Annotated in this window: 21 protein-coding genes; 5 read left to right on the top strand and 16 right to left on the bottom strand. The window is 47.8% G+C overall.

The annotated features are described in order from the left end of the window. Positions 1-4: 4 nt before the first annotated feature. From DXD04_RS06850 to DXD04_RS06840, 3 genes are read right to left on the bottom strand one after another with little or no spacing between them, the layout of a single operon-like run. Positions 5-619 carry a flavodoxin gene (locus tag DXD04_RS06850; RefSeq protein ID WP_259299528.1) on the bottom strand — a complete coding sequence of 205 codons (615 nt, stop codon included), beginning with the start codon at positions 617-619 and terminating at the stop codon, positions 5-7. 10 nt (positions 620-629) lie between these two features. Next, entirely contained in the window at positions 630-1,679 is a 1,050-nt protein-coding gene (locus tag DXD04_RS06845; protein ID WP_117672026.1) for an alpha/beta hydrolase, read from the bottom strand. Positions 1,680-1,699: 20 nt separating this feature from the next. Then, positions 1,700-2,134 carry a nuclear transport factor 2 family protein gene (locus tag DXD04_RS06840; RefSeq protein ID WP_117672024.1) on the bottom strand — a complete coding sequence of 145 codons (435 nt, stop codon included), beginning with the start codon at positions 2,132-2,134 and terminating at the stop codon, positions 1,700-1,702. 167 nt (positions 2,135-2,301) lie between these two features. Between DXD04_RS06840 and DXD04_RS06835 the strand changes: the two genes are divergently transcribed. The 3 genes from DXD04_RS06835 (at position 2,302) to DXD04_RS06825 (ending at position 6,380) form a co-directional block, all read left to right on the top strand. Then, positions 2,302-3,210: a helix-turn-helix domain-containing protein gene (locus tag DXD04_RS06835; RefSeq protein ID WP_117672087.1), complete on the top strand. Its 909-nt coding sequence runs from the start codon at positions 2,302-2,304 to the stop codon at positions 3,208-3,210. A 76-nt stretch (positions 3,211-3,286) separates the two neighbouring features. Next, positions 3,287-4,183 (top strand): helix-turn-helix domain-containing protein, encoded by an 897-nt coding sequence (locus DXD04_RS06830; RefSeq protein WP_181977458.1) that lies wholly within the window; start codon positions 3,287-3,289, stop codon positions 4,181-4,183. Between the two features lie 91 nt (positions 4,184-4,274). Next, positions 4,275-6,380 (top strand): porin family protein, encoded by a 2,106-nt coding sequence (locus tag DXD04_RS06825; protein WP_117672020.1) that lies wholly within the window; start codon positions 4,275-4,277, stop codon positions 6,378-6,380. Between the two features lie 44 nt (positions 6,381-6,424). Here DXD04_RS06825 and DXD04_RS16665 read toward each other — a convergent pair whose 3' ends face one another. The 8 genes from DXD04_RS16665 to DXD04_RS06785 all read right to left on the bottom strand — a co-directional run bounded on the left by DXD04_RS16665 (position 6,425) and on the right by DXD04_RS06785 (position 14,334). Then, entirely contained in the window at positions 6,425-6,601 is a 177-nt protein-coding gene (locus DXD04_RS16665; protein WP_177298469.1) for a hypothetical protein, read from the bottom strand. A gap of 114 nt (positions 6,602-6,715) precedes the next feature. After that, positions 6,716-8,305, bottom strand: a complete 1,590-nt coding sequence (locus tag DXD04_RS06815) for an energy transducer TonB (protein WP_117672015.1) — start codon at positions 8,303-8,305, stop codon at positions 6,716-6,718. A 15-nt stretch (positions 8,306-8,320) separates the two neighbouring features. Continuing rightward, positions 8,321-8,614 carry an energy transducer TonB gene (locus DXD04_RS06810; RefSeq protein ID WP_229035393.1) on the bottom strand — a complete coding sequence of 98 codons (294 nt, stop codon included), beginning with the start codon at positions 8,612-8,614 and terminating at the stop codon, positions 8,321-8,323. 77 nt (positions 8,615-8,691) lie between these two features. Then, positions 8,692-9,162, bottom strand: coding sequence for an immunoglobulin-like domain-containing protein (locus DXD04_RS06805; protein WP_117672013.1), 471 nt, complete (start codon positions 9,160-9,162; stop codon positions 8,692-8,694). Between the two features lie 13 nt (positions 9,163-9,175). Then, the gene (locus DXD04_RS06800) at positions 9,176-9,742 is read right to left on the bottom strand and encodes an immunoglobulin-like domain-containing protein (protein ID WP_229035392.1); all 567 of its coding nucleotides are present in this window, start codon (positions 9,740-9,742) and stop codon (positions 9,176-9,178) included. Between the two features lie 38 nt (positions 9,743-9,780). Continuing rightward, on the bottom strand, positions 9,781-11,583 hold the full coding sequence (locus tag DXD04_RS06795) for an FEKKY domain-containing protein (protein WP_117672009.1): 1,803 nt from the start codon (positions 11,581-11,583) through the stop codon (positions 9,781-9,783). Positions 11,584-11,871: 288 nt separating this feature from the next. Continuing rightward, positions 11,872-12,753: an MBL fold metallo-hydrolase gene (locus DXD04_RS06790; RefSeq protein ID WP_117672007.1), complete on the bottom strand. Its 882-nt coding sequence runs from the start codon at positions 12,751-12,753 to the stop codon at positions 11,872-11,874. A 24-nt stretch (positions 12,754-12,777) separates the two neighbouring features. After that, positions 12,778-14,334 (bottom strand): ATP-binding protein, encoded by a 1,557-nt coding sequence (locus DXD04_RS06785; protein ID WP_117672005.1) that lies wholly within the window; start codon positions 14,332-14,334, stop codon positions 12,778-12,780. 178 nt (positions 14,335-14,512) lie between these two features. Here DXD04_RS06785 and DXD04_RS06780 point away from each other — a divergent pair, with 178 nt between their 5' ends. Together DXD04_RS06780 and DXD04_RS06775 are read left to right on the top strand one after the other, a co-directional pair. Further along, positions 14,513-14,752, top strand: coding sequence for a hypothetical protein (locus DXD04_RS06780; RefSeq protein ID WP_117701962.1), 240 nt, complete (start codon positions 14,513-14,515; stop codon positions 14,750-14,752). Between the two features lie 8 nt (positions 14,753-14,760). Next, on the top strand, positions 14,761-15,039 hold the full coding sequence (locus DXD04_RS06775) for a hypothetical protein (RefSeq protein ID WP_117672001.1): 279 nt from the start codon (positions 14,761-14,763) through the stop codon (positions 15,037-15,039). Positions 15,040-15,085: 46 nt separating this feature from the next. Here DXD04_RS06775 and DXD04_RS06770 read toward each other — a convergent pair whose 3' ends face one another. The 5 genes from DXD04_RS06770 to kdpB form a co-directional block, all read right to left on the bottom strand. Then, complete coding sequence (locus DXD04_RS06770) at positions 15,086-16,537, bottom strand: HAMP domain-containing sensor histidine kinase (protein WP_178287966.1); 1,452 nt, start codon at positions 16,535-16,537, stop codon at positions 15,086-15,088. Positions 16,538-16,558: 21 nt separating this feature from the next. Then, positions 16,559-17,689 (bottom strand): sensor protein KdpD, encoded by a 1,131-nt coding sequence (locus DXD04_RS06765; RefSeq protein WP_117671997.1) that lies wholly within the window; start codon positions 17,687-17,689, stop codon positions 16,559-16,561. Between the two features lie 50 nt (positions 17,690-17,739). Continuing rightward, positions 17,740-19,245 (bottom strand): TrkH family potassium uptake protein, encoded by a 1,506-nt coding sequence (locus DXD04_RS06760; protein WP_117671995.1) that lies wholly within the window; start codon positions 19,243-19,245, stop codon positions 17,740-17,742. Between the two features lie 238 nt (positions 19,246-19,483). Further along, the gene (locus DXD04_RS06755) at positions 19,484-20,059 is read right to left on the bottom strand and encodes a K(+)-transporting ATPase subunit C (RefSeq protein WP_117671993.1); all 576 of its coding nucleotides are present in this window, start codon (positions 20,057-20,059) and stop codon (positions 19,484-19,486) included. Positions 20,060-20,073: 14 nt separating this feature from the next. Then, the gene (gene kdpB / locus DXD04_RS06750; RefSeq protein WP_117671991.1) at positions 20,074-22,107 is read right to left on the bottom strand and encodes a potassium-transporting ATPase subunit KdpB; all 2,034 of its coding nucleotides are present in this window, start codon (positions 22,105-22,107) and stop codon (positions 20,074-20,076) included. Positions 22,108-22,139 lie beyond the last annotated feature (32 nt).

Below are 22,139 nucleotides of genomic sequence, written 5' to 3'. Positions count from 1 at the left end.
CCTTTTAATATTTCAATTTCTGAAGCCAGTGTTCCACACTCTTCCGTGCCTGTTCAGGCGAGTTCTGTGCCACAGACCCTCTCACGGCCAGCCCTTCCAATAGGGTAGCCCCCTGACAAGCCTGCTGCAACTTGCGCTCTGTCCCCGAAAGCCCGCTTCCTTCGTGCGTGCAGAAAGGGATGACCGTCTTGTTCTTCCAGCCATGCCGCTCAATGAACGTATAGACAGCCATCGGCATATCTCCCCACCAGTTAGGATAGCCAATAAAGATAACGTCATAGTCTTCTACCGCCACATCTCCCTTCACGGCCGGACGAGCCTGGTTGTGAAGCTCTGTTTTTGCCACCTTTATACACTCCGTATAATCTTCCGGATAAGGCCGTACCGGTTCAATATGGAAAAGAGTGCCACCCGTTTTGGCAGCTATCATTTCAGCAAGGATGTGAGTATTTCCCTTTTCAATGTATCCTACTTCATAGTTCTCTCCCGCCCGGGAAAAGAACGCCACAAGAATTTTCTTTGTATTCATAATCTGCTTTTTTTGAGAAGTCTGCGCACACGAAGTGAACTGCCACATGGCCAGCCACATCATGACAAGTATCCTTAATGTATGTTTCATATCCATTGTTTTATTGCAAGGTCCGTTTAAAGAAATCCGTCAGTTTCTGCACTGCCGGACCAACCGCTCCCGGCTTGTCATAAAGGTCGATATGAGAATAACCTGCAACGACAAACACCTCCTTGTCTTTTCCCGGCAAAGCCTGATAAAAACGTGTTGTCTGCCATTCGGAATCAGCCTTATCTCCTACCACCAGCAAGACAGGTTGTGTCAGCAGATAACTGTTTTCGATGGCAGAAAAAGCCATCTTGGTAGCCTGACTCCTGCGCAGGTAGAAGTTATCGGCCCGAGGATGCCAGGCACGGGAAGTACGGTAATACTCATATCCCTCACGGAAAGAAGGGGCCGTTTCTTCGGTCGGTTCAGGACACATATACACCTTCATCAGTTCCGCACCCCGTGCTTCACGGGTACGTTGTGCCGATACGTCTTCCAGCAACTTTATCTGTTCTTCCACCGTACGGCCACGCAACCAGCTTTCCCGGTTGGCTGCACCGATATCGGCCGCACTCACTCCGGCTACGGCACGAATACGACGCTCGGTAGGAGCCGTAGCAATGACATATCCTCCTCCAGCACACAAGCCCAACGCTCCGATACGATGCTCATCCACAAACGGAAGAGTCACCAGGTAATCCACGGCATAGCGAATATCTTCCACACGCTCATAAGGTGCTTCCGACCAATGAGGCGTTCCCCCGCTTTCACCGGCATAAGCCGCATCGAAAGCCAGAGTCACGAAACCGTTCTCCGCCAACCGATACGCATACAGTCCGGCCGATTGTTCCTTCACACTTCCCGCAGGATGAATACAGAGAATAGCCGGATAGCGCTGCGAACCATCGAAGTTCTTTGGCAAGAACAAATTGCCCACCAGCACAATCTGGTTACTGCGTAAAAAAGAGACCTTGCGGACGGTCACCCCGCTGGTCGTATCAACGGGTGTCACCACATATGCTTCTGTCTGCGGTACGCCGGGCAAGCCGTCATGCTGTTCCTGCGCCTGCACTCCCGCAATAGCACAAAGTCCCATCCAGACAAATAAAAAAATCTTTTTCATCTTTACTCCGTTTATATCAGTTAAACCAATGGAGGAACTGCTGCATACACAAAATGCTGTTCCCGTTCGGCAATCCACCAGCGGCCATCCACTTTCACATATTTATCATAATAACGTACGGCATACATCGTCAACCGGTCGTTTCCATCTGCTTCCGTCACAAGCGTTGCAATGGCATAACAGATACCCGTGGCATGCGTATCGTCCACAAAGTCAACTACCTGCTGACCGTTTTGATGAAACGAAGCCTTGGCAGCTCCGAATGCCTTGTATTGTGCAATCATATCTTCCACATTATGGATATCCATAATCTGTTTGTCTCCCATATACACTTTCAACTTCACATCAGGACGAAACAGGTTACGATAGTAATCCTGATTGTTTTTATCCGATTCCGTCGCATAACGGTCCACTAAATCTTTCAAAGCCATACGGCTCTCCATTTCCTGTGTCATAGTTCTATACTATTTATCTGTTAATGTTATGGCAAAAGTAATCCGTACCATTTTATCCGTTGTTATACAAAACACAGAATCCCTGCATGAAAACACGGATTTCAGGAACAACGAAAACCAAAAACCGGAATCCTTTCGTACTTTTGTCGTCAGAAACAGTAGAAACGATGAAAACATCCTTATTAAACATCGAAACCGTTACGGAGTACGACGACATGCTCGGCGTAGAAACTCTGCATCCGCTGGTCAGCGTGATTGATCTTTCACAGGCCAAACCGATGCACCACATGCGGCATACGTTCAGCTTTTACGTGATTTTTCTGAAAGACGAAAAGAACTGCGACCTGATTTACGGCCGCCAGCGATACGATTACCAGAAAGGCTCGGTGGTCTGTCTGGCACCCGGACAAGTGATCGGCATAGAAGATACGGGCGAAACGTTCCAGCCGCAAGGCTATGCGCTGTGCTTTCATCCCGACCTGATTCGCGGCACCAACCTCGGACGCACTATCAAGGAATACACGTTCTTCTCGTATGAAGTAAACGAAGCCTTGCACCTCTCGGAACGGGAACGACATACCTTCATCGACTGCCTGCAGAACATTCAGGAGGAATTGCAACACAGTGTGGACAGGATGAGCAAACGGCTGATTGCCAACCATATCGAGTTGTTGCTCAACTATTGCCTGCGCTTCTACGAAAGACAGTTCATCACCCGCCAGGATGCCCACCGCGACATTCTAACCCGTTTCGAAACATTCCTGGACCAATATTTCACGGGAGACAATGCCGCACAAAAGGGATTGCCCAGTGTGAAACACTGCGCAAGCGAACTTTGCCTGTCAACCAACTATTTTGGCGACCTTATCAAAAAAGAAACAGGCAGAACCGCCCTGGAATATATACAAGACAAAATTATCAGCATCGCCAAAGAACAGCTGCTTCTCCCCTCGGAGTCCATCAGTCAGATAGCCTATCAACTCGGTTTCCAGTACCCGCAGCACTTCACTCGTGTATTCAAGAAAGCCACCGGAATGACTCCAAATGAATACCGGAGCAAAACGGAGTATAAATAATACAATATTTTTCATCCGCCATAAGAAAGAGGAAGCACAGAATTCATTACATTTGCAGAAACCAAACCCGATATTTATGAATCGCAGACTACTATCCGTCACCGTGTTTCTGGCGCTGATGCTGACTTCCCTGCTAGCCGGACGCCATAACTACCACGTGACACGAAACGAAATAACAGCCGACCTGAATCAGGCACTGGCACTGACTTTACTGGAAAAGAAGGAGTCCATTGTGACACAAGATACGATACGGGCATACAAGCAGCTCCGGCGTACTTCGCGCGGACAGGTACTGATTGCCGTGTCCGATGAACGGTTCTGCCGACACCTGAAGAACCGGCGACTGAAGGAAACCTCTTTCCTCACGTTCGACGTGGTGGACAAGGAATATCAGGGCGGTTCGACGGATGAACAGGCCATCTACAGCGATACACTGATGATAAGAAACGAACACGCAGGCGAGACACTGGCCCTGAAAGGCTATACCCGTCTGTCGGCAGCGGCCGTATTCGGCATGTCCGACCAGCGCTTGCCTGCCGGACTGATGGCAGCGGCTATCCTCTGGGCCATCGGCTCGATGCTGTACTTACGGAGAAGAGAGAAAGAGAATCTGGTGCTGCAACCCGTAGAAGGATGCGGACAACCGGCTGAAGATGGTACACAATCTGCCGAAGATTTCGGGGGATTGACGTATTCGGATGCAGACGACCGTTTCTACGGCGCCGACCACACGCCTATCCGCTTCACCCCCATGCAACAGCAACTGATGCGGCTGTTCTGGCAGTCACCTTCCCACTCCATTTCGAAAGAGGAAATCTGTGCGACACTCTGGCCCAAGAAAGACGATGCCAACGATACGCTCTACACCCTTATCCGCCGGTTGAAACCCATTGTGGAGGAGCATACGCAGCTGAAAATCGTGGCCGACAGAGGACGAAACTATTCACTGGAAATCAACGAATTGAAAAGCTGACAGCGAATTGTCAGGCAAATGTCAGCGTCGGTTTTTGACGCCTTCGTGACAGCCTCCTACTTTTGTTCCTGAAATTTACACACAGGAACAAATGAACACACTCAGATTACTTTTCCAGCAGGAGACCGAAAGTCGGCTTCTGCTGACCATCTCCCGATTTCTGGCCAGCATCTTTCTTCTTTTATTGCTGGCCCTCCCCACTCTCGCGCAGGAAGTAGAACCCACCGTGGAACTAGGCGAAGTGGAAGTCAAAGCCGACCGGATTATCCACAAGACCGACGGTCTGCTACTCTACCCCTCCGAACAGCAGAAAGCTTCTTCCCGCTCAGGCTACAGTCTGCTCCAGCAACTCACCTTACCGAATATCCGTGTGGACGAGGTGGGCCACAGCATCTCGGCCATCGACCAGCGGGGAGGCGTACAGATTCGTATCAACGGCATCATTGCAGACAAGGCAGAGATGCTGTCGCTCGACCCGAAAAGCATCCGCAAGATTGACTTCATCGACAACCCCGGCGTGCGCTATGGCGACGGCATTGCCTACGTCATTGACATCACTACCCGACGGGCGGACAACGGATATACTTTAGGAACCTCGCTCACCCAGGCACTGACTACCCGCGACGGCGATTACACGGTGTACGGCAAATGGAACACAGGAAAGAGTGAGCTGTCGCTGAACTACAGCTTCGGCTACCGGGATTTTAAAGGAATACGGACGGAGGAAACCGCATACTATCATCTGAACGACGGCTCCATTTATACCATCCAGCGCAACGACCTCGCTTCGCGCAACCGGAGTCTGAGCAACCAGATGAAACTGACCTACAACCTGGCCGACTCCAGCCGCTACGTGTTTCAGGCTTCACTGAGCGGCGACTTCAGTCACGTGCCGGGCGATTTCAGTCAGAAACAGATTGTAGACGGGGCACAGACATACACCGCCCTCGAACAGCAACAAAGCCAGAGCAGCAGTCCGGTGCTCGACCTCTACTACTTCCAGCAGTTCACCCCCCGGCAGTCGCTTACCCTCAATGCCGTGGGCACATACATCGGCACCCAATCCTCCGACAGTTACGACGAAGGTTCGCCTTACCGTTACAATGTGGACGGACGCACCTACTCCCTGCTGAGCGAAGCCATCTATGAAAACCGGTTGAAGCCCTTTACCCTTTCTGCCGGCCTCAACTACAACCAGAAATACACGAACAATGAATACACGGGCGATGTTTCTTCCGTCACCCCCATGCACCACAACCGCGTGTATCTGTTCTCCGAAATCAAGGGAACGTGGGACAAGCTCCGCTACTCGGCAGGCATCGGAGGCAGCTACCTGCACTACCGTCAGCAAGCCCATTCGTACGATTACTGGAGTTTCTGTCCGAAAGCAGCCCTGAACTACAACTTCACCCACTCCCTGCAACTGAGTTACAATTTCCAGCTGAACGAACGCACCTCACGGGTGGCCATGATCAGCGATGCCGCCATTCGCACCAACCGCATGGAATGGACCGTAGGTAGTCCAGACCTCAAGCCCAACCGGGAGACGTATCACACCCTCCGGCTGTCGTACAACAACACCCGCCTGCAAGCCTATGCGCAAGGCTTCTACAAGAAATGTCCTCACCCCAACATGGCGGTGTACGAACGCACGTCCGACGACCGGTTCATCTATACCCAGCGCAACCAGAAAGAGATTGACGCCCTGCACGCCATGGCCTATGCAAGCTACTGGCTGATGCCGGAAAAGCTCTCCGTCACGGCCTACGGGGGACTGTTCCGCTGCTTCAACTTCGGCCAGGACTACACGCACTGCTACACGTCCTACTTCTTCACAGGGGCCGTCAACGCCTACCTGGGCAACCTCTCCCTCCATGCCTACGCCGACAACGGCTCCCGCTTCCTGGAAGGGGAAACCAAAGGCTACAGCGGAGGCGACATCGCCATGAAGGCCGCCTACAGCTACAAAGACTGGCAGTTTGCCCTTATCTGGCAACAGCCCTTTCAACACAAATACAAAATGTTCGAATCGGAAGTCCTGAACCGGAACCTCCAGAAAACCACTGCCCTCTACAGTCGCGACGCCTGTAACCTCGTCAACCTGACCGTAACGTGGCGACTGACTAAAGGACGCAAGTTCCGCGCTGTCAACCGCTCCATCCAGCTGAAGGACAGTGACACGGGGATTATCCGATGAAAAAAGAAATTCTCAGGTAAGTATTCCGCTTGCCTGAGAATTTTTCAATGAGCTGCACGCTGCAACCACCGGTTACAACCGTTTCCCAACAGTACCCCCAAGAATACGCTCACAAAGATGCGCCAATCATCGGCAAGGCCCATCCATTGTGTGACGAACAGACAGAGACTGCACACTACGGCTGTGACCACCAAGCTCCATAACAACGGTTTCATTTTCATAGGCATTTGTTTTGATTACAAGCGTAAAGATACAAAAACTTACCTAAAAACGACTTTTTGAGAAAGAAATAATTATTTCTGACAGACTTATTTGTCTAAACCACCCCGATAAAATCAAGAAACTTTGGCGGCACGCTCGAAAGTAACCGGAATGGCATACCTCACTTTCTCCGGTTTTCCGCTTTGCCGTCCCGGTTTCCATTTCGGCATCAGCTTTACTACCCGAAGAGCCTCTTCGTCCAATGCCGGATTCACTCCCCGCAGCACCACCGGATGAATAATGTTTCCTTCCTCATCTATCACAAACTGCACGATGACTCGAGGAATTACAACCGTTTCAGGCACAAGCGATTTGTCATAGTTCAGATTCTTCCGAATAAAATCCATCAAGGCCGACATGCCCCCGGGAAACTCCGGCATCTCCTCTACCTCGTCATACGCAATATCCAGATCCTTTTCCTCTGCCACTTCCTGCAAAGGCTTTGAAGAAGGCTCCTTGTCCGAAGCATCCCGTTCTTCCACCTTGTGGCCAATCCGGAATTCCGCCGCAAAATACCAGTCGTGATAATTATCCCCAATATCCATTTTCTTCACCACACGATAGATGCCCGGCGTAAGCATACGGAGTGACGTATACAAACTGGCAGAAAAGGGATAAATCTTATTGGATGGAAGAATACGTTCTTCAAGTGTCCAAACTGTTGCTCTCGGTAAAGACAGCCATTTTTCTCCCTCCTTCCGAAGCACTCGGTACGGCGACCCCATTGAGATGCTCCGCCCGCTCCGGTTTACGATTCTCACCGCCACAGATTCCGTATTCAGCGGATACACCGCCTTCTCCGTGTACATCTTGATGCCGAAAGTATCCGTACACATCGGTTGAGTAAAATAAGTAGCTACATCCTCTTTTCCGTCGTTCACTACGATTGCCGCATAATTCAGCACCTTCTGCCGGAACTCTTTCTGCAATGCCTCCGAGTTCACCATCCACGACATATACAACGTGTCATTGTCCCGAAAAAACGAAGTATTCAAGTTTTCTATGACACGGTCCTTGGGATGTTCCTTCCCATACTGGCTAATTTTGTCAAGCAGTTTCCGATGCTGAGCCTTGGATACGAGTTCAAACTCCGCGTATGCCGTACATGTATTACGGTTGAATGATTTGTAAATGCGATACCTGCCGGGACGGTTCTTGTCCGTATAAAATTGAATAGTCTGCCGGTCTGTAGGATAATCGGGCGTAAACACCCACAATACATCGTTGATTATCGGATTGGTAGGCTGAGGTTCCCATTGCTTTAGTGCTTCATTGTAATATACCAGACTGTACCCTTCTCCACTGTCATATTCCCGGTTCGCACGACTGGTAATGAAGACCTTGACTTTGGAAGTCGCTACAGGATAATAATCATATTCTGTATGCATATAAAGCGAATCCGCAGAAAGAGGACGGCCGACAGGAATATCCCGTACCACCGGTTCCAGCACCATCGCCACCGGTTGAGGCGGAGTGTCTGTAGAAGTTTCCGTATCCGGCTCCTCTGCTGCAAGCGTATCATCCGTTACTTCCGGACTCTGTACTGCTGGAGGAGTCTCCTTTGCCAGAACATCTACCGGTTGTGCCTTACGCTTGCCTGTACAACCAACACACATCACACAGACCACCGCCACAAACAATTGAAAAAATGCATTTGTTTTCATACGCTATTGGGATAATTAATTTGTATTCTGCACAGAAGGTTTAAACGCAACAGGAAAAGCAAACTTTACATTCCGGTTCTTCCCGGCTTGTCTGCCCGGTTTCCATTTCGGCATCAGACTGACGATACGCAAGGCTTCTTCATCCAACGCCGGATTTGTACTCCGCAACACCACAGGGTTAGTGGCATTTCCCTTCTTATCTACTACTATTTGAATGATGACACGCTCCCTCTTTTCAGCCTTGTCATGCCGCAGGTTTTTCCGGATAAACTCCATTAAAGCAGACATACCACCGAGAAACTCCGGCATCTCCTCCACTACCTGATAAACTGTTTGCTCATCTTCCTTTCATTGTATTATCGATTTTTCCGTGAAACAATTGTCCGTTATTTATCTATCCAGAACTCGGCACTTACTGTAATTTCTTCCCTCCCGTCATGGAATGATTGAATAATCCGATATTTTCCGGATGTAATTCTATAGCAACAGACAGGATAACTAAAACAATAATAATCAGGAGCAAAGTTTAACTGCATACCTACATCTCCAAAGCCATACATTCCATTCATCTTTGCACCCATCCACGAACCGTTTTCCCATTTCTGCAATGTCCAGTCACCACCAAAAATCAGCGACTTACGCTTAGGATTCAATAGGATAGCATACACATTCTTCGTATCAAGCGGATAATGGTTCTGTATCATATTCATCCTCACAGTAGTCCCCAGCGTATCACAGTTCAGGCATTGTGCATCGGCAGGCCCAATCTGCATAACCTGTTTTTTTGATGCCGTGCGATTGCATCCCAAACTGCATATTGCCATCATCACCACGAAATAAATATACCAGCTTTTCATACTCCACACATTTTTATTTAACCTCAAAACTGTCTGTCAAAAGAATGCGTTCATCACCTCTACTAAATGATTTCTGAACACGGTATTTCCCTTTTGGAATGCAATATTCATTCAGTTTATAACGGAAGCAATACAGCAAAGGAGCCTTCTCTATCATAAACGCATCACTATTCCATACAATCGTATAGGAGGTATCCTTTTGCTCCGGCGGACACCATTTATCATTTTTCCACAAATAGAAACGCATATCCCGTCCGAACTCCAACAGAATGTCCGTCGGATTGCTTACAAATATATTAATCACGGGCACATTTTCTGTATATACTTCATATTCTGTCCACAGACGGGTTTCTCCGTTATATGCTTCAGGTAAATCTTTTGTATACCAAAGTTGACACTGACGTAATTCGTATGTTACTGTATCTTGAAATGAAGCACAGGTATCAGCAACCACAATGGATGTCATGCTGTCCGCACCTCCGATAACAGCTGTAGAGGTAGCCTCCTGTACAGGCTGTCCAGGCTTATTTACACAGGCCGCCAGCAAAATCAATATAACACATGCAATCTCTTTTCTCATATTCATTCCATTTTAATGAAAACAATTATTCCTTTTATCTATTTCATCAGTATCGGTTTATCACACGGTGTATAGCCGATAACCAGCACATCAGTATCCGGATTAACAGTAGCAGAAGAATTCAGTTTATATTGAACTACAAGTGTATCTTTACCTGCCTTCAATAAAGTAGGGACATTCATCACCTTTCTAAAAGTGTCCAATGCTGCTTTCCGAAACGAACGGTTGCTGCAAGAAATGATTTTCGGTTGCACGACATATCCGTTACTGTCCACTGCATATTCAATGCGTAGCAGACACTCTTTTCCTTTGGCCAGCAACTTTACCGGATATTTGCTTTCCTTATGTAAAGTCTTGATAAACCATTTATAATCACGAAATTCATCTAAAGATTTATCCAGACCAAATATTCCTTTCGGAGCCTCCTTGCGCCATGAAGTGCCAAACTTCTTATCCAGATAATCAAAAACCACCTGATTATAAGCTGTCAGCATATGATTGGGAACACCCAGATAACAGTCCAGTGTTCCATCTTTTTTCAATGGATAAAAAACGTCATAACTCACGCCGTACTTTATCCAGAAAAAGTGTGTGCGGATTTTTTGTTCCTGTTCTTCCGGTATTACCAGGCGCAGCTTGGGATGTCCCTTGAGGATATTTTCTTTCGACAACTCCGGCGAACAGTCATATTTCAAAATATAATCATACCATAAAGGAAGCACCATACGCAGCGTGTCATTATGCTGCGAAGGGAGGGTTACTACCGTATCACAAGGAGCGAGTCCCACATATTCAGCTTTCAGATGATAAGTTCCGGCCTCCAGTCCCGTCATCCGGAAGCAGCCGGTGGAATCTGTCAGCCATCCTTGAAACGGTTGTTCAACCATGCTCAAATTGGAGCCAACAAGCACAGCATGTACCACATCATAAGGAGGACGTTGACGGACGGATTCACCATACACCCGACCCACAATCGTGTATTTTGCAGAATCACCCTTATTATGCGTTATATCTCCCCTCAAAGTTATAGTAAGATTCCGATATTCGCTCGTGTACTTTCCGTTGATGAAGAGCACCTCCCACGGATAAATGGATTTCAGCGTTTCTTTGAGGGCAAGAGCCAGCGGATGATTCCCGTCGTTTATCATTTCCTGCGAAGAACGCAGATAAATGAAACGTACGTCACAGTCTATAAAGTGACCGTCGGCTGTCAACTGGAAATCACTTAGCGAAAAACGAATTCGTTCTCCACGGTATTCAGGAAACCGCTTCCAAGGAAACCGATGCACGATTTCCCCTTGTGCCTTCGTCAGATTCAATCCGGCTCTCCGGTAATTGTGGTAAGTCTGCGTTTCCAGCACTTTACCGCTCCGAACGGTCAGCACCCGTTCTGTTTCCATGTTGCGGTCGAACCCATCATGCACGTATCTCACCACATCTCCTTTCCCGGCCCGAAGTTCCCCACTGAACCAGCGGGCTTGAATTGTCCCCGCCAGACAATAGGCCGCAAAAATCGGCCGCAAGTCTTTCACCTCATACATTCGTGTATATTCTTTCTTGCTGACCTCATCGTAGACATCCGCTTCTACCCGTTGCAGGCAAAGATACCCATCACGCACCTCCCAGAAAGCGGTATAGCCGCTATAATTGCCCGTAGACCGAGTAACATTTTCCGGAAGAAAATCTCCCATCCGCCTGCACAGCAGGGAATCGTATCCTATCGGCTTTGCCATCAAAACCCATTCTTCTCCTTCCAGACGAATCACATCGCCCGATTGCCCTGTGGCTTTAAGCGTCAGCATCACACCACACAGCAGAATAAGCAGCATCATTTTCTTCATACGTATCTGATTGTTAGGTAAATCTAGTTTTTAAAGATACGGAAAAGAAACGGCATTTCAAAGTTGTGGAAAGGATTAGAAAAACGAAGCTCCGTTTTCCGAGAAATATTGGTTTTATTTTTACGTTTCCCAACCCCGAACCGTATGTTTTCAAAAGCAGAAACGTATAGTTCCGCACCGAAGAACATACGGTTCTCTTACGGGAAACATAGAAAACGCCTTGAAGAAACGATTATGTCCTCAAGGCGTTTTCCAATATGTAAAGTTAGCAAGCTATTCGGCGTCTTCCTATTCCGCAAAAGCCGGAACAGGCAAATGCATACCTGCCATTACCACTCCGTTTTCACGGGCATATTGCAGGTAGTATTTGCGGCTTTTTATGGCTCCGGTCTTATCCATGTCATACTGCGCACAGATTTCCGGATGATCTTTCTGCAAGGCAAACCCGTGAAACAAGTCACCAATTACCAGCAGTTTGCCCGCCTTATAAACGGTATGTCCCGGTGTATGTCCTATGGCCTCCATAGGGAGCACATTTCCGGGAAGCGTATCTCCAAAAGCAAAGAGATGCAGACGGTCTTTATAGGCATTCATCGTGGTCTCTACCTGTGCCCTTTTATCAGCCGGCATTTTCATCCAGGCATCATATTCCGCCTTTGAAGCATATACCTCAGCCTTCGGGAAGACAACCTTACCGTCCTTCATCATTCCGCCGATATGGTCGCCATGAAAATGGGTAATAAACAAGCAGTCAATATCTTCAGGCTTTACATTCAACGATTTCAAGCCCTCCATCATCCGGCTATCAGGAGCACCGACACCGGTATCAAAAAGCATCCGCTTGCCATCACATTCAATCAAAAACGTGCTGACGGAAGCTGGTATACCCTCTTGAAGAGAAAGGCTGTTCATCAGCGCATCTGTCGCATCCGGAAAGAGAGTACGCGGCATCAACCGTGAGCTGGCATTGTCACGAATCCATGTCACCTTCATACTGTCCAGCGTCAACGTGGCCAACAAACTATCTTTCTGTAATGTTACCCGAGTACATACGGTCTTTATCGTATCTGCATTCATTTCTTTCTCTGTTTTCTGTTTATTCTGCCCTCCGCAACCAAAAAACAAGAAGGCTGACAACACGACGGCACCCGCCATCACATAATTTTTCATACGTATTTGTTTTGTAGTTTCTTCTTATTGTCCCATCTCTACCTTCACTTCCTGAATGTTACAAAGCTCATCGCTGAAGTTGACACCAATCTTGTAGACCGTACGGCTGTCCTTGGCAAAGGGTGCGGCATAGCCTTTCTCCCGAATCTGAGCCAAAGCTTCGTCCGCGCTGCCGTTCAACTTGAATTCCATGATGTACACATAGTCCTGCGTCTGGAGCACCAGGTCAATCCGACCACGGTTGGTTCGGTATTCCACCTGCACGTAGAAGCCCATCAGCTTGAAGATGATGTAGAGGATATTCTGATAGTGCACTTCGCGGTCGCGTGCCAGTTCGTATGGAATGTCGGCAAACATGGTCTTCAACCGTTCGAAGAAATCATCTACTTTGCCCGCCATTACTTCCTCCACAAAGCACTGAATCTGGTAGGGTGACTTGCTTACGCTCACCGATGCGTAGTTGGGCAGCAGGAACTTGAAGAACCCTTGTTCCACTTCGCGGTTGGGGAAGCCTAACGTGTAGTTCTCGAACATCTTGTTGTAACCCTTGATGGTGAGGTAGCCACTCTGGTAGATAACCGGAATCGGGTCGGTTGAGGCCGTATCAATGCTGTCCAGCACCGGCTGGCTGGTGACGATATGTTCCAGTTCTTCTATCGGATAGTGATGGAGCTTGAGTAGTTCGACGAGGTAGGTCGGTGTTCCAGTCTCAAACCAGTAGCTGCCGAACCGTCGGTTGGCAAAGGTATTCAGCAGGCTGAACGGATTGTACATACCGATGGCATTTTCCGTGAAATGATACCCGTCGTAGTTTGTTTTCAGTTCTGCACAAGCTTCTTCATAGCTCATGCCTGTAGCTGCGGCTAATTCGTGAATATCCTCTTCAAAATAGGTATAAATTTCTTTCTCACTGATACCACAGATTTCGGCATACTGGTCAATCATGGAAATGTCACGCAGGTTGTTCAAATCGCTGAACACGCTGACCTTGCCGAACTTGGTCACTCCCGTGAGCAGAGCAAAGCGGATGCACCCGTCCATGGATTTCAAAGCTCCGTAGAAGGCTTTCAGGGTACCGCGGTATTCGTTCTGCAAGGCTTCATTGCCGATGGCCTGTAGCATGGGCTTGTCATATTCGTCGATGAGAATCACCACGCGGCGGCCTGTCTGCTCGCAGGCACGGCGGATGATCCCCTGAAAACGCCGGGCCACACCGATTTCACTGGAAGATGCTCCATAAAGTACTTCCCAATTCTGTACGTTTTCCTCCAACACGTTGGTCAGTGATTCCGGCGTATCGTATTTCTGCGTATTCAAATCCAGGTGTAGTACCGGATATACCGTCCAGTCCTTCTCCAGTTTCTCCAGTGCCAGTCCCTTGAAAAGCTCTTTCTTTCCCTGTGCGTAGGCTTCAAGGGTTGACAACAGCAGGCTTTTTCCGAAGCGTCGCGGACGGCTCAGAAAATAGTATTTATTTGTATTAAACAATTCATATATCTGTGCAGTTTTGTCCACATACACATAACCATCATGTATCAGACCTTCAAAGTTCTGTACTCCTACCGGATATAGCTTGCTCATAACCACTGGATTTAGATTCTACTGCGAATGTAGTAATTTTCAGCGAACATTCAAACAGACAAAGAATAGGAATCTGAAAATTAGATGGATAATCACTCGTCCTTTACAGTCATAATTACTATCTTTGTATAGAGTCATATTGCGACTTCGATTCAATAACTATTCAGAAAACCGAGCAATGGAAGTACACAGAATAATAAACAACATTTTTAAGGTTCTTCTTAATCTACTGCTCTTCATGATGGCTGGGGTAGCAATCATGAATGTATTTATGAGCAACTGCACGACAGGAGAAATCTGCTATCAGCTACTAATAGCCATTCTATGTATCGCAACGATTTTCTGCAAGAAATACAGATATATCGGTTTGTCCATCATCTTGGTATTGATGTTTATTGCTTATCTTGTCACTAAATAATAACCGTAATGGGAACATTAGGATGCATCCACGACATGATGCGGAGGGACAAAGAAAACAGGGAACTCCGTCAACGCGACCGGGAACGTATGAAGGAAACGCGCCGGCGAATGACCGAATGCCGGCACACGGAGATACCTCCTACACTTTCCGTGGAAAAGCTGGAGAAGATAAAGAAACAGACACAAGAGAAAGAACAAGCGGATCAAAGCCGAGCCTTTAAAATCAAACTGATTCTAGGGTTAGTCATACTTGTCCTTCTGCTGTTATGCGGATTCTTGCTCTGAAGCTTCGTACACGTGTTTTTCAAATCTGCCTAACACAAAAGTTTTTTCAGGCTTTCAGCCGAAGCGTAAAGCAACTACCCTTACCTATCTCGCTTTCCACGGTCAACGTACCGCCATGTGCTTCTACAAAATCGCGTGAGATGGAAAGTCCAAGTCCGCTGCCCTGCACCTTAGTACCCGGCACACGGAAATAATGTTCAAAAATGCTGTTGTGATAGCGCGGGTCAATACCCTTTCCGAAATCGCGTACATACATCTCAATTTCCTTGTTTCCATTCACCTGTCGTGCGCCAATGATAACCCGGCTGTTTTCTGAAGAATAACGAATGGCATTGCTCAGCAAGTTGGTCAGCACCCATGCAATCTTTTCACTGTCTACAAAGAGTTTTCCAATCTTGTCTTCCGGATATTCCACCTCAATCTGAATACCAAACTTCTCTGCCTGCACCCGATTAGCCTTGATAGCATATTCTATCAGTTCAATTGGCTTGGTTATCTTCGGTTTCAGTTGCAGTTTACCGCTTTCCACCTGTGTCATGTTCAGTAATTCACCCGTAATGCTCAGCAAACGTTCGCTGTTTTCCCTGATACTGTTCGAAAGCTCCTCCTGCTCCGGATTCAGATGTCCCACACGTTTGTCTTCCAGCAATTGCAGACTCATCATGATGGCGGAAATCGGTGTTTTCAGTTCATGCGAGATAGTAGAGATAAACGTGGTTTTTGCCGTATCCAGTTCTTGAAACTCTGTGATGTTTTTCAACAGCACCACATTGCCCCTCTTCTCCATTGTCACCCCATCTTTTCCCGGCATCGTGATGTCCATGTACTTCACCTGAAAATAACTTTCCTTATTGTCGGCATAGATTTTCAGCGGCTCCTTCTTCACCTTTCCACCCTCTTCTATCAACCCTCTTACCAGACGGCGCAGCAAGTCGTTGCTCATGGCTATTTCCTGAGCCGACTTCCGGATGACGTTTTCCCGCTTCAGGTTCAGCACATTCAGTGCCTCATGATTGATAAAAAGGATATTCATTTCATTGTCCAGTCCGATAATCGGTTCATTAATGGAGTTGATGATAGTTTCCATGTAGCGTTTGGAAGCCATCAGGTCGGACAAGGTACTGTTATGATACTCGTTCAGTCGTCTGGCCATCCGGTTAAAGTTTTTCGAAACTTCCACCAGTTCTTCGCCTCCTTTCAAATTCAGAGTCACATCGTAATTATGGTTGGCTATTTCCAGAATGCCATCGGCCAGCTGTTTGATTGGCGAGTTAATGGATGCAGGCAACTTGATGAGCATACCGATACCTATCAAGATGCAAATGCCTCCGATTACCGTAATCCATATCAAGGCCCGGTTCAATCCCGGACCGGCAGCCGGGCTATCCGGTTCCGTAGCCGTAAGAATCTGCAGATTAGCCACAGAGAGTGCTACCAGCAGCACAATCATAGATACCAGCACGCCTATCGTAAGCGCGATTTTTGCTTTAATATTCATACCATTCATTTTCATTGAATTTTATGCAATTATAATCAAATCTATTTTCATCTCGGCCAAAGCCTGCAAAAACTTTTTGTATTTCCCTATCTGAAAGATGGTCTGAGGCATTTTAAAGGCAGGATGCCCCATACAGATGGTCGTAATCTGTTTTTCTCTGCAGGTTTCTATGATGGCTTCAGTTATACTCTCCGAAAATACTTGCAGCACGTCTCCCCCCAGTTCCGTCACCAGTTTGAAGTGATTCAGCAGGTAGCGTTGTGAAGCCAGACTGATACGCTCTGTACTCTCACGGGGAGTCTGCACATAAAGTACCGTAAAAGACGTGCTGTAGCGGGAAGCCAGACGGTAAGCCTTGCGGATAATGTGACGCGGAGTATGTTCATTGCTGCTGATACATGCCAGAATACGCTCCCGCCGGGCCGGCTGTGACACTACCGGAAGCACTTCGCTTTCCACTTTTTTCTCCACGCGGAAAGCCACTTCCTTCAAGGCCAGTTCACGAAGTTGCAGAATATTCTCGGTCTTGAAAAAGTGGTGCAGGGCCGTCTGAATTTTCTCCGGACGATATATCTTTCCCGATTTGAGCCGCGCAATCAGCTCCTCGGCCGTGAGGTCAATGTTGACCACCTCATCGGCTTCCTGCAGTACACTGTCGGGCACCCGTTCCTTGACTTCGATGCCGGCAATTTCCTTTACTTCATCGTTCAGGCTCTCAATATGCTGAATGTTAATGGCCGACACCACATTGATGCCCGCATCCAGCAGTTCCATCACATCTTGCCAGCGTTTTTTATTGCGGCATCCTTCCACATTCGTATGGGCCAGTTCATCTACCACAACCAGTTCCGGATGAAGCTGAAGAATCGTCTCCAGATCCATTTCCTCCAGTTCCTTTCCTTTGTAGAAAATCTTCTTGCGAGGAATTACCGGCAATCCTTCCAACTGCGCCTCTGTGCCGGCACGCCCGTGAGTTTCCACATATCCTATCTGTACGTCAATGCCATTGTCCATCATCTCGTGTGCTTCCTGCAACATCCGGTAGGTTTTTCCCACACCGGCTATCATGCCAATGTATACCTTGAATTTACCACGGCGAGAACGACGGATTAAATCCAGAAAATGTGGTACGTTATGCTCTCTTTCTTCCATTTTTCGTCAAACTTTTATACAATATAATTCCCAGCCTCATAACCTGTCTATCAATTATCTTCCCAGAATCCACGATAGAACAACAGCAGAATACCAAAAATCTCCAGACGACCGATAAACATCAGTACTGACAATATCCATTTGGCCGCATCGGGTAAGGCAGCCCATGAGAACACGGGACCAAAAGCACCCAACCCCGGACCTACGTTACCAATAGCCGACACAACCGTACTCATTGCTTCCGTCAGTCCCACTCCAAAGCACATCAGCAGCGTCCAGCCCACAAAAATACAAACCAGATACGTAGCAAAGAAAGTATATACCGTAGCCGATACCTGCGAGGATATTGCTTCTTTATTGACACGCACCGGCAATACGGCACGCGGATGAAGCATCTGCTTGAACTGGTTACGGATGTTCTGGGCAATGATGAGCAAACGCAGGTTCTTGACTCCTCCGCTTGTGGAACCCGTACAACCTCCCGACAGCATGGCAAACAGGAGCAGCATCCAGGTGAATTGAGGCCATAGGTTGTAGTCATCCGTTGCAAACCCGCAAGAGGTATGCGTAGTAGCTACCTGAAACAAGGCTTTGCGGAATGCAGTTTCCAGGTCATAATAATCTGTCACAAACAAGGCTATGGTAATGATTCCCGTCAGTATGCCCACTGATTTGAGGAACCAGTGCAGCTCTCTATCCCTCAACAGGTTTTGATACTTTCCCTTTAGCGCCATATAATACAACGAGAAATTTACACCGGAAAGAATCATGAAAATAGAAATCACATATTCAATAAACGGAGAATGCCAGTAAGACACACTATCCTGCTTGGTAGAGAATCCGCCGGTAGCCGTGGTGGCAAAAGAGTGGCATATTGCATCAAACAGGTTCATCCCTCCACACATCAGCAGAATCGTTTCCACCAGCGTCAGGCCTATATAAATCAGCCACAGATAACGGGCCATAATCTTCGCTTTGGGATGAATCTTGTCATGCGTCACGCCGGTAGCCTCCGAAAGGAAAAGCTGCTGGCTGCTACCACTGAAAAGTGGAAGCAACGCGATGGTAAACAACACAATACCCAGTCCTCCAATCCACTGCGTCAGGCTGCGCCAGAACAGCAACCCATAGGGTAATGACTCGATGTCGTCCAGGATGGTCGCTCCTGTAGTGGTGAAACCAGACATGGTCTCAAAAAAAGCATCTGCCACAGAAGGAATGTATCCGCTAAAGTAAAAAGGCAACATCCCCAATGCCGTAAACAACAGCCACGACACACTGACAATGCAGTACCCGTCGCGGCGACTAATCAGGTTATCGGTTCGTTTGCCCACCAGCACCATACTTCCTCCAAGAGCAATATTGATACCCATGGTTTGTACAAAATAAATATAATCAGGTTCTTCATACAAAAGTGAAACCCCGGCACACAAAGCAAACAGTCCAGCTTCGACCAATACCAGCACTCCCAAAATATAAATAATAAGCCGGGTATTTATCAGTCCCTGTTTCCGGCCTTTGCTACGAGGTACATCGTATTCAAAAATATTATCCATAATCTTTTTTTGTTTTTTCCCTTGAGCAAACAAATGTCATGCCGTGAAATCAGCCATAATCATAACCCTCTAAAAATCAAGAAAATAAATTCGCACAAAGAGAAAATGCTCTCCAAGCAACCTTCTCATTTTGAGAAAAGCCCATCTCATTTCGATAGAGCTCATATCAAAGTCCCCCGAATAAAAATCCCCGACACTCCATGTCCGGAATGTCAAGGATACGAACGGACTCATCCGTTTATTTCACCGTGGGGTTTGCTTCCTCCAAAGCCACATTCAGTTTCAATACATTGACTTTTTCTGTTCCAAACAAGCCGAGGAATGGTTTCTCAACCATCTTGTCGACAAGCGCCTTCACGGTCTCCTCATTCATGCCACGTGCTTCGGCCACGCGCTTCACCTGCACGTATGCACAAGCTGGTGTAATGTGCGGATCTAAGCCGGAACCGCTGGCAGTTACCATCTCGGCCGGCACATCCTTACGATCCAGATAAGGATGATGTACCAAGAAAGAATCTACCCGTGCCTCCACTTCTGCCAGATATGCTTCGTTGGTAGGTCCTTTATTGGAGCCAGCTGACGAATCTGCCTTATAATCGGCAGCCGAAGGGCGCCCCCAGAAATAAATATCCTTGGTAAAGGCCTGGCCCACATTGGCCGCGCCTACTACTTTCCCGTTCAGGGTAATCGTTTCTGCGTTTCCTTTTCCCGGGCCGAAGAACTGCCCGAAAACCCATAGTATCAGCACATAACATACAGAGAAAAGAATACAGAATGCAATGGTAATGCGAATTGATTTTATAAAGTTTTTCATAACTGTCCGTTTTATTAGAAAAATAATCCTACAAATAAGTCAATTAGTTTAATTCCGATGAAAGGCGCGATAAGCCCCCCCACTCCATAAATCAGCAGGTTGCGGCGCAGCAAGGCACTCGCGCCAATCGGTTTATAAGCCACTCCCTTCAGAGCCAGCGGAATCAGAATCGGAATGATGAGGGCGTTGAATATAATGGCAGAAAGGATGGCACTTTCAGGACTGTGCAGCCCCATGATATTCAGTGGAGCCAGCTGTGGAACGGTCACCATGAACAAAGCCGGGATGATGGCAAAATATTTGGCCACGTCGTTGGCGATAGAGAAGGTAGTAAGTGTGCCACGAGTCATCAGCAACTGCTTGCCGATTTCCACAATTTCAATCAGCTTGGTAGGGTCATTGTCCAAATCGACCATGTTGCCGGCTTCTTTGGCAGCCTGCGTGCCGCTGTTCATGGCCACACCCACATTGGCCTGTGCCAGTGCCGGCGCATCGTTCGTGCCGTCGCCCATCATAGCTACCAGCTTACCGGCAGCCTGCTCCTTCTTGATGTAGTTCATCTTGTCTTCCGGTTTGGCCTCAGCAATGAAATCGTCCACTCCGGCTTTTTCGGCAATGTACTTTGCAGTCAGCGGGTTATCACCGGTCACCATTACCGTTTTCACCCCCATCTTGCGCAGGCGTTCGAAGCGTTCTTCAATGCCCGGCTTGATGATGTCCTGCAATTCTATGACACCGGCAATCTGCCCGTTGATACTGACCACCAAAGGGGTTCCGCCATTGCCAGAAATCTTCCGGATGATATCTTCCGTCTCTTCCGGAAATTCATTACCGGCCTCCAGTGCTATGCGACGAATGGCATCGAAGGCACCTTTGCGGATTTCGGTTCCATCTTTCAGGTCGATACCGGAACATTTGGTTTCGGCGGTAAACTGAATCATGCGGGCTCCTTCGGTAGGCAACGTACGCATACGTACTCCCAGTTCACGTCCCAGTTCGATAATGGATTTTCCTTCAGGGGTATCATCGGAAACAGAAGAAAGCAGACAAGCTTCTACGAACGCATGCTTATCCAGACCTGCCACCGGATAGAAGGCAGTAGCCTTACGATTGCCGATGGTGATGGTACCGGTTTTATCGAGCAGCAATGTATCTACGTCGCCGGCCGTTTCTACCGCTTTACCCGACTTGGTGATTACATTGGCACGCAGAGCACGATCCATCCCGGCAATACCGATGGCCGACAGCAACCCTCCGATGGTAGTTGGAATCAGACACACAAATAAAGAAAGGAAAGCAGCAATCGTAATCACGGTGTGAGAATAGTCGGCCATCGGCTTCAGTGTAATGCACACAATCAGGAATACCAGCGTAAATACAGCCAGCAATATGGTCAGGGCTATTTCATTCGGTGTTTTCTGACGGCTTGCTCCTTCTACCAGCGCAATCATCTTGTCCAGAAAACTTTCGCCCGGCTGTGTAGTCACGGTCACTTTGATACGGTCTGACAACACTTTGGTACCTCCGGTAACGGAGCTCTTGTCGCCTCCGGCTTCGCGGATAACCGGAGCAGACTCACCGGTAATGGCACTCTCATCAATGGAAGCCAGTCCCTCGATAATCTCACCGTCTGCCGGAATCACATCGCCCGCCTCACATTCAAAAACATCTCCTTTCTTCAACTGCGAACTGCTCACGGTCTTTACCTTACCGTCGACAATCAGTTTGGCCGGAGTTTCCTCACGGGTTTTTCGCAGACTGTCGGCCTGCGCCTTACCACGAGCTTCGGCTATGGCTTCAGCAAAATTGGCAAACAGCAAAGTGAGAAACAGAATGACAAACACCCAGAGATTGTATACAAATGAACCTTGTGAGGTATGAGTGGCCGAATAGAGTGTAACAACCAGCATGATTAAGGTAGCAACTTCTACCGTAAACATGATGGGATTCTTCACCATGATTCTGGGATTCAGCTTGACGAACGACTGCTTCAAGCTTTCCATGACTTGTTCCCTCTGAAACAGGGAAGTATGATTCTTATTTTTCATATCTTTTTTCTTTCGTTGTTATCGTATCTTCT

The organism is Phocaeicola plebeius (assembly GCF_003437535.1).
In the GTDB taxonomy this organism is placed as follows: domain Bacteria; phylum Bacteroidota; class Bacteroidia; order Bacteroidales; family Bacteroidaceae; genus Phocaeicola; species Phocaeicola plebeius_A.
Note: the sequence above shows the minus strand (reverse complement) of the source record. Positions and strands in the feature narration are given on the sequence as shown.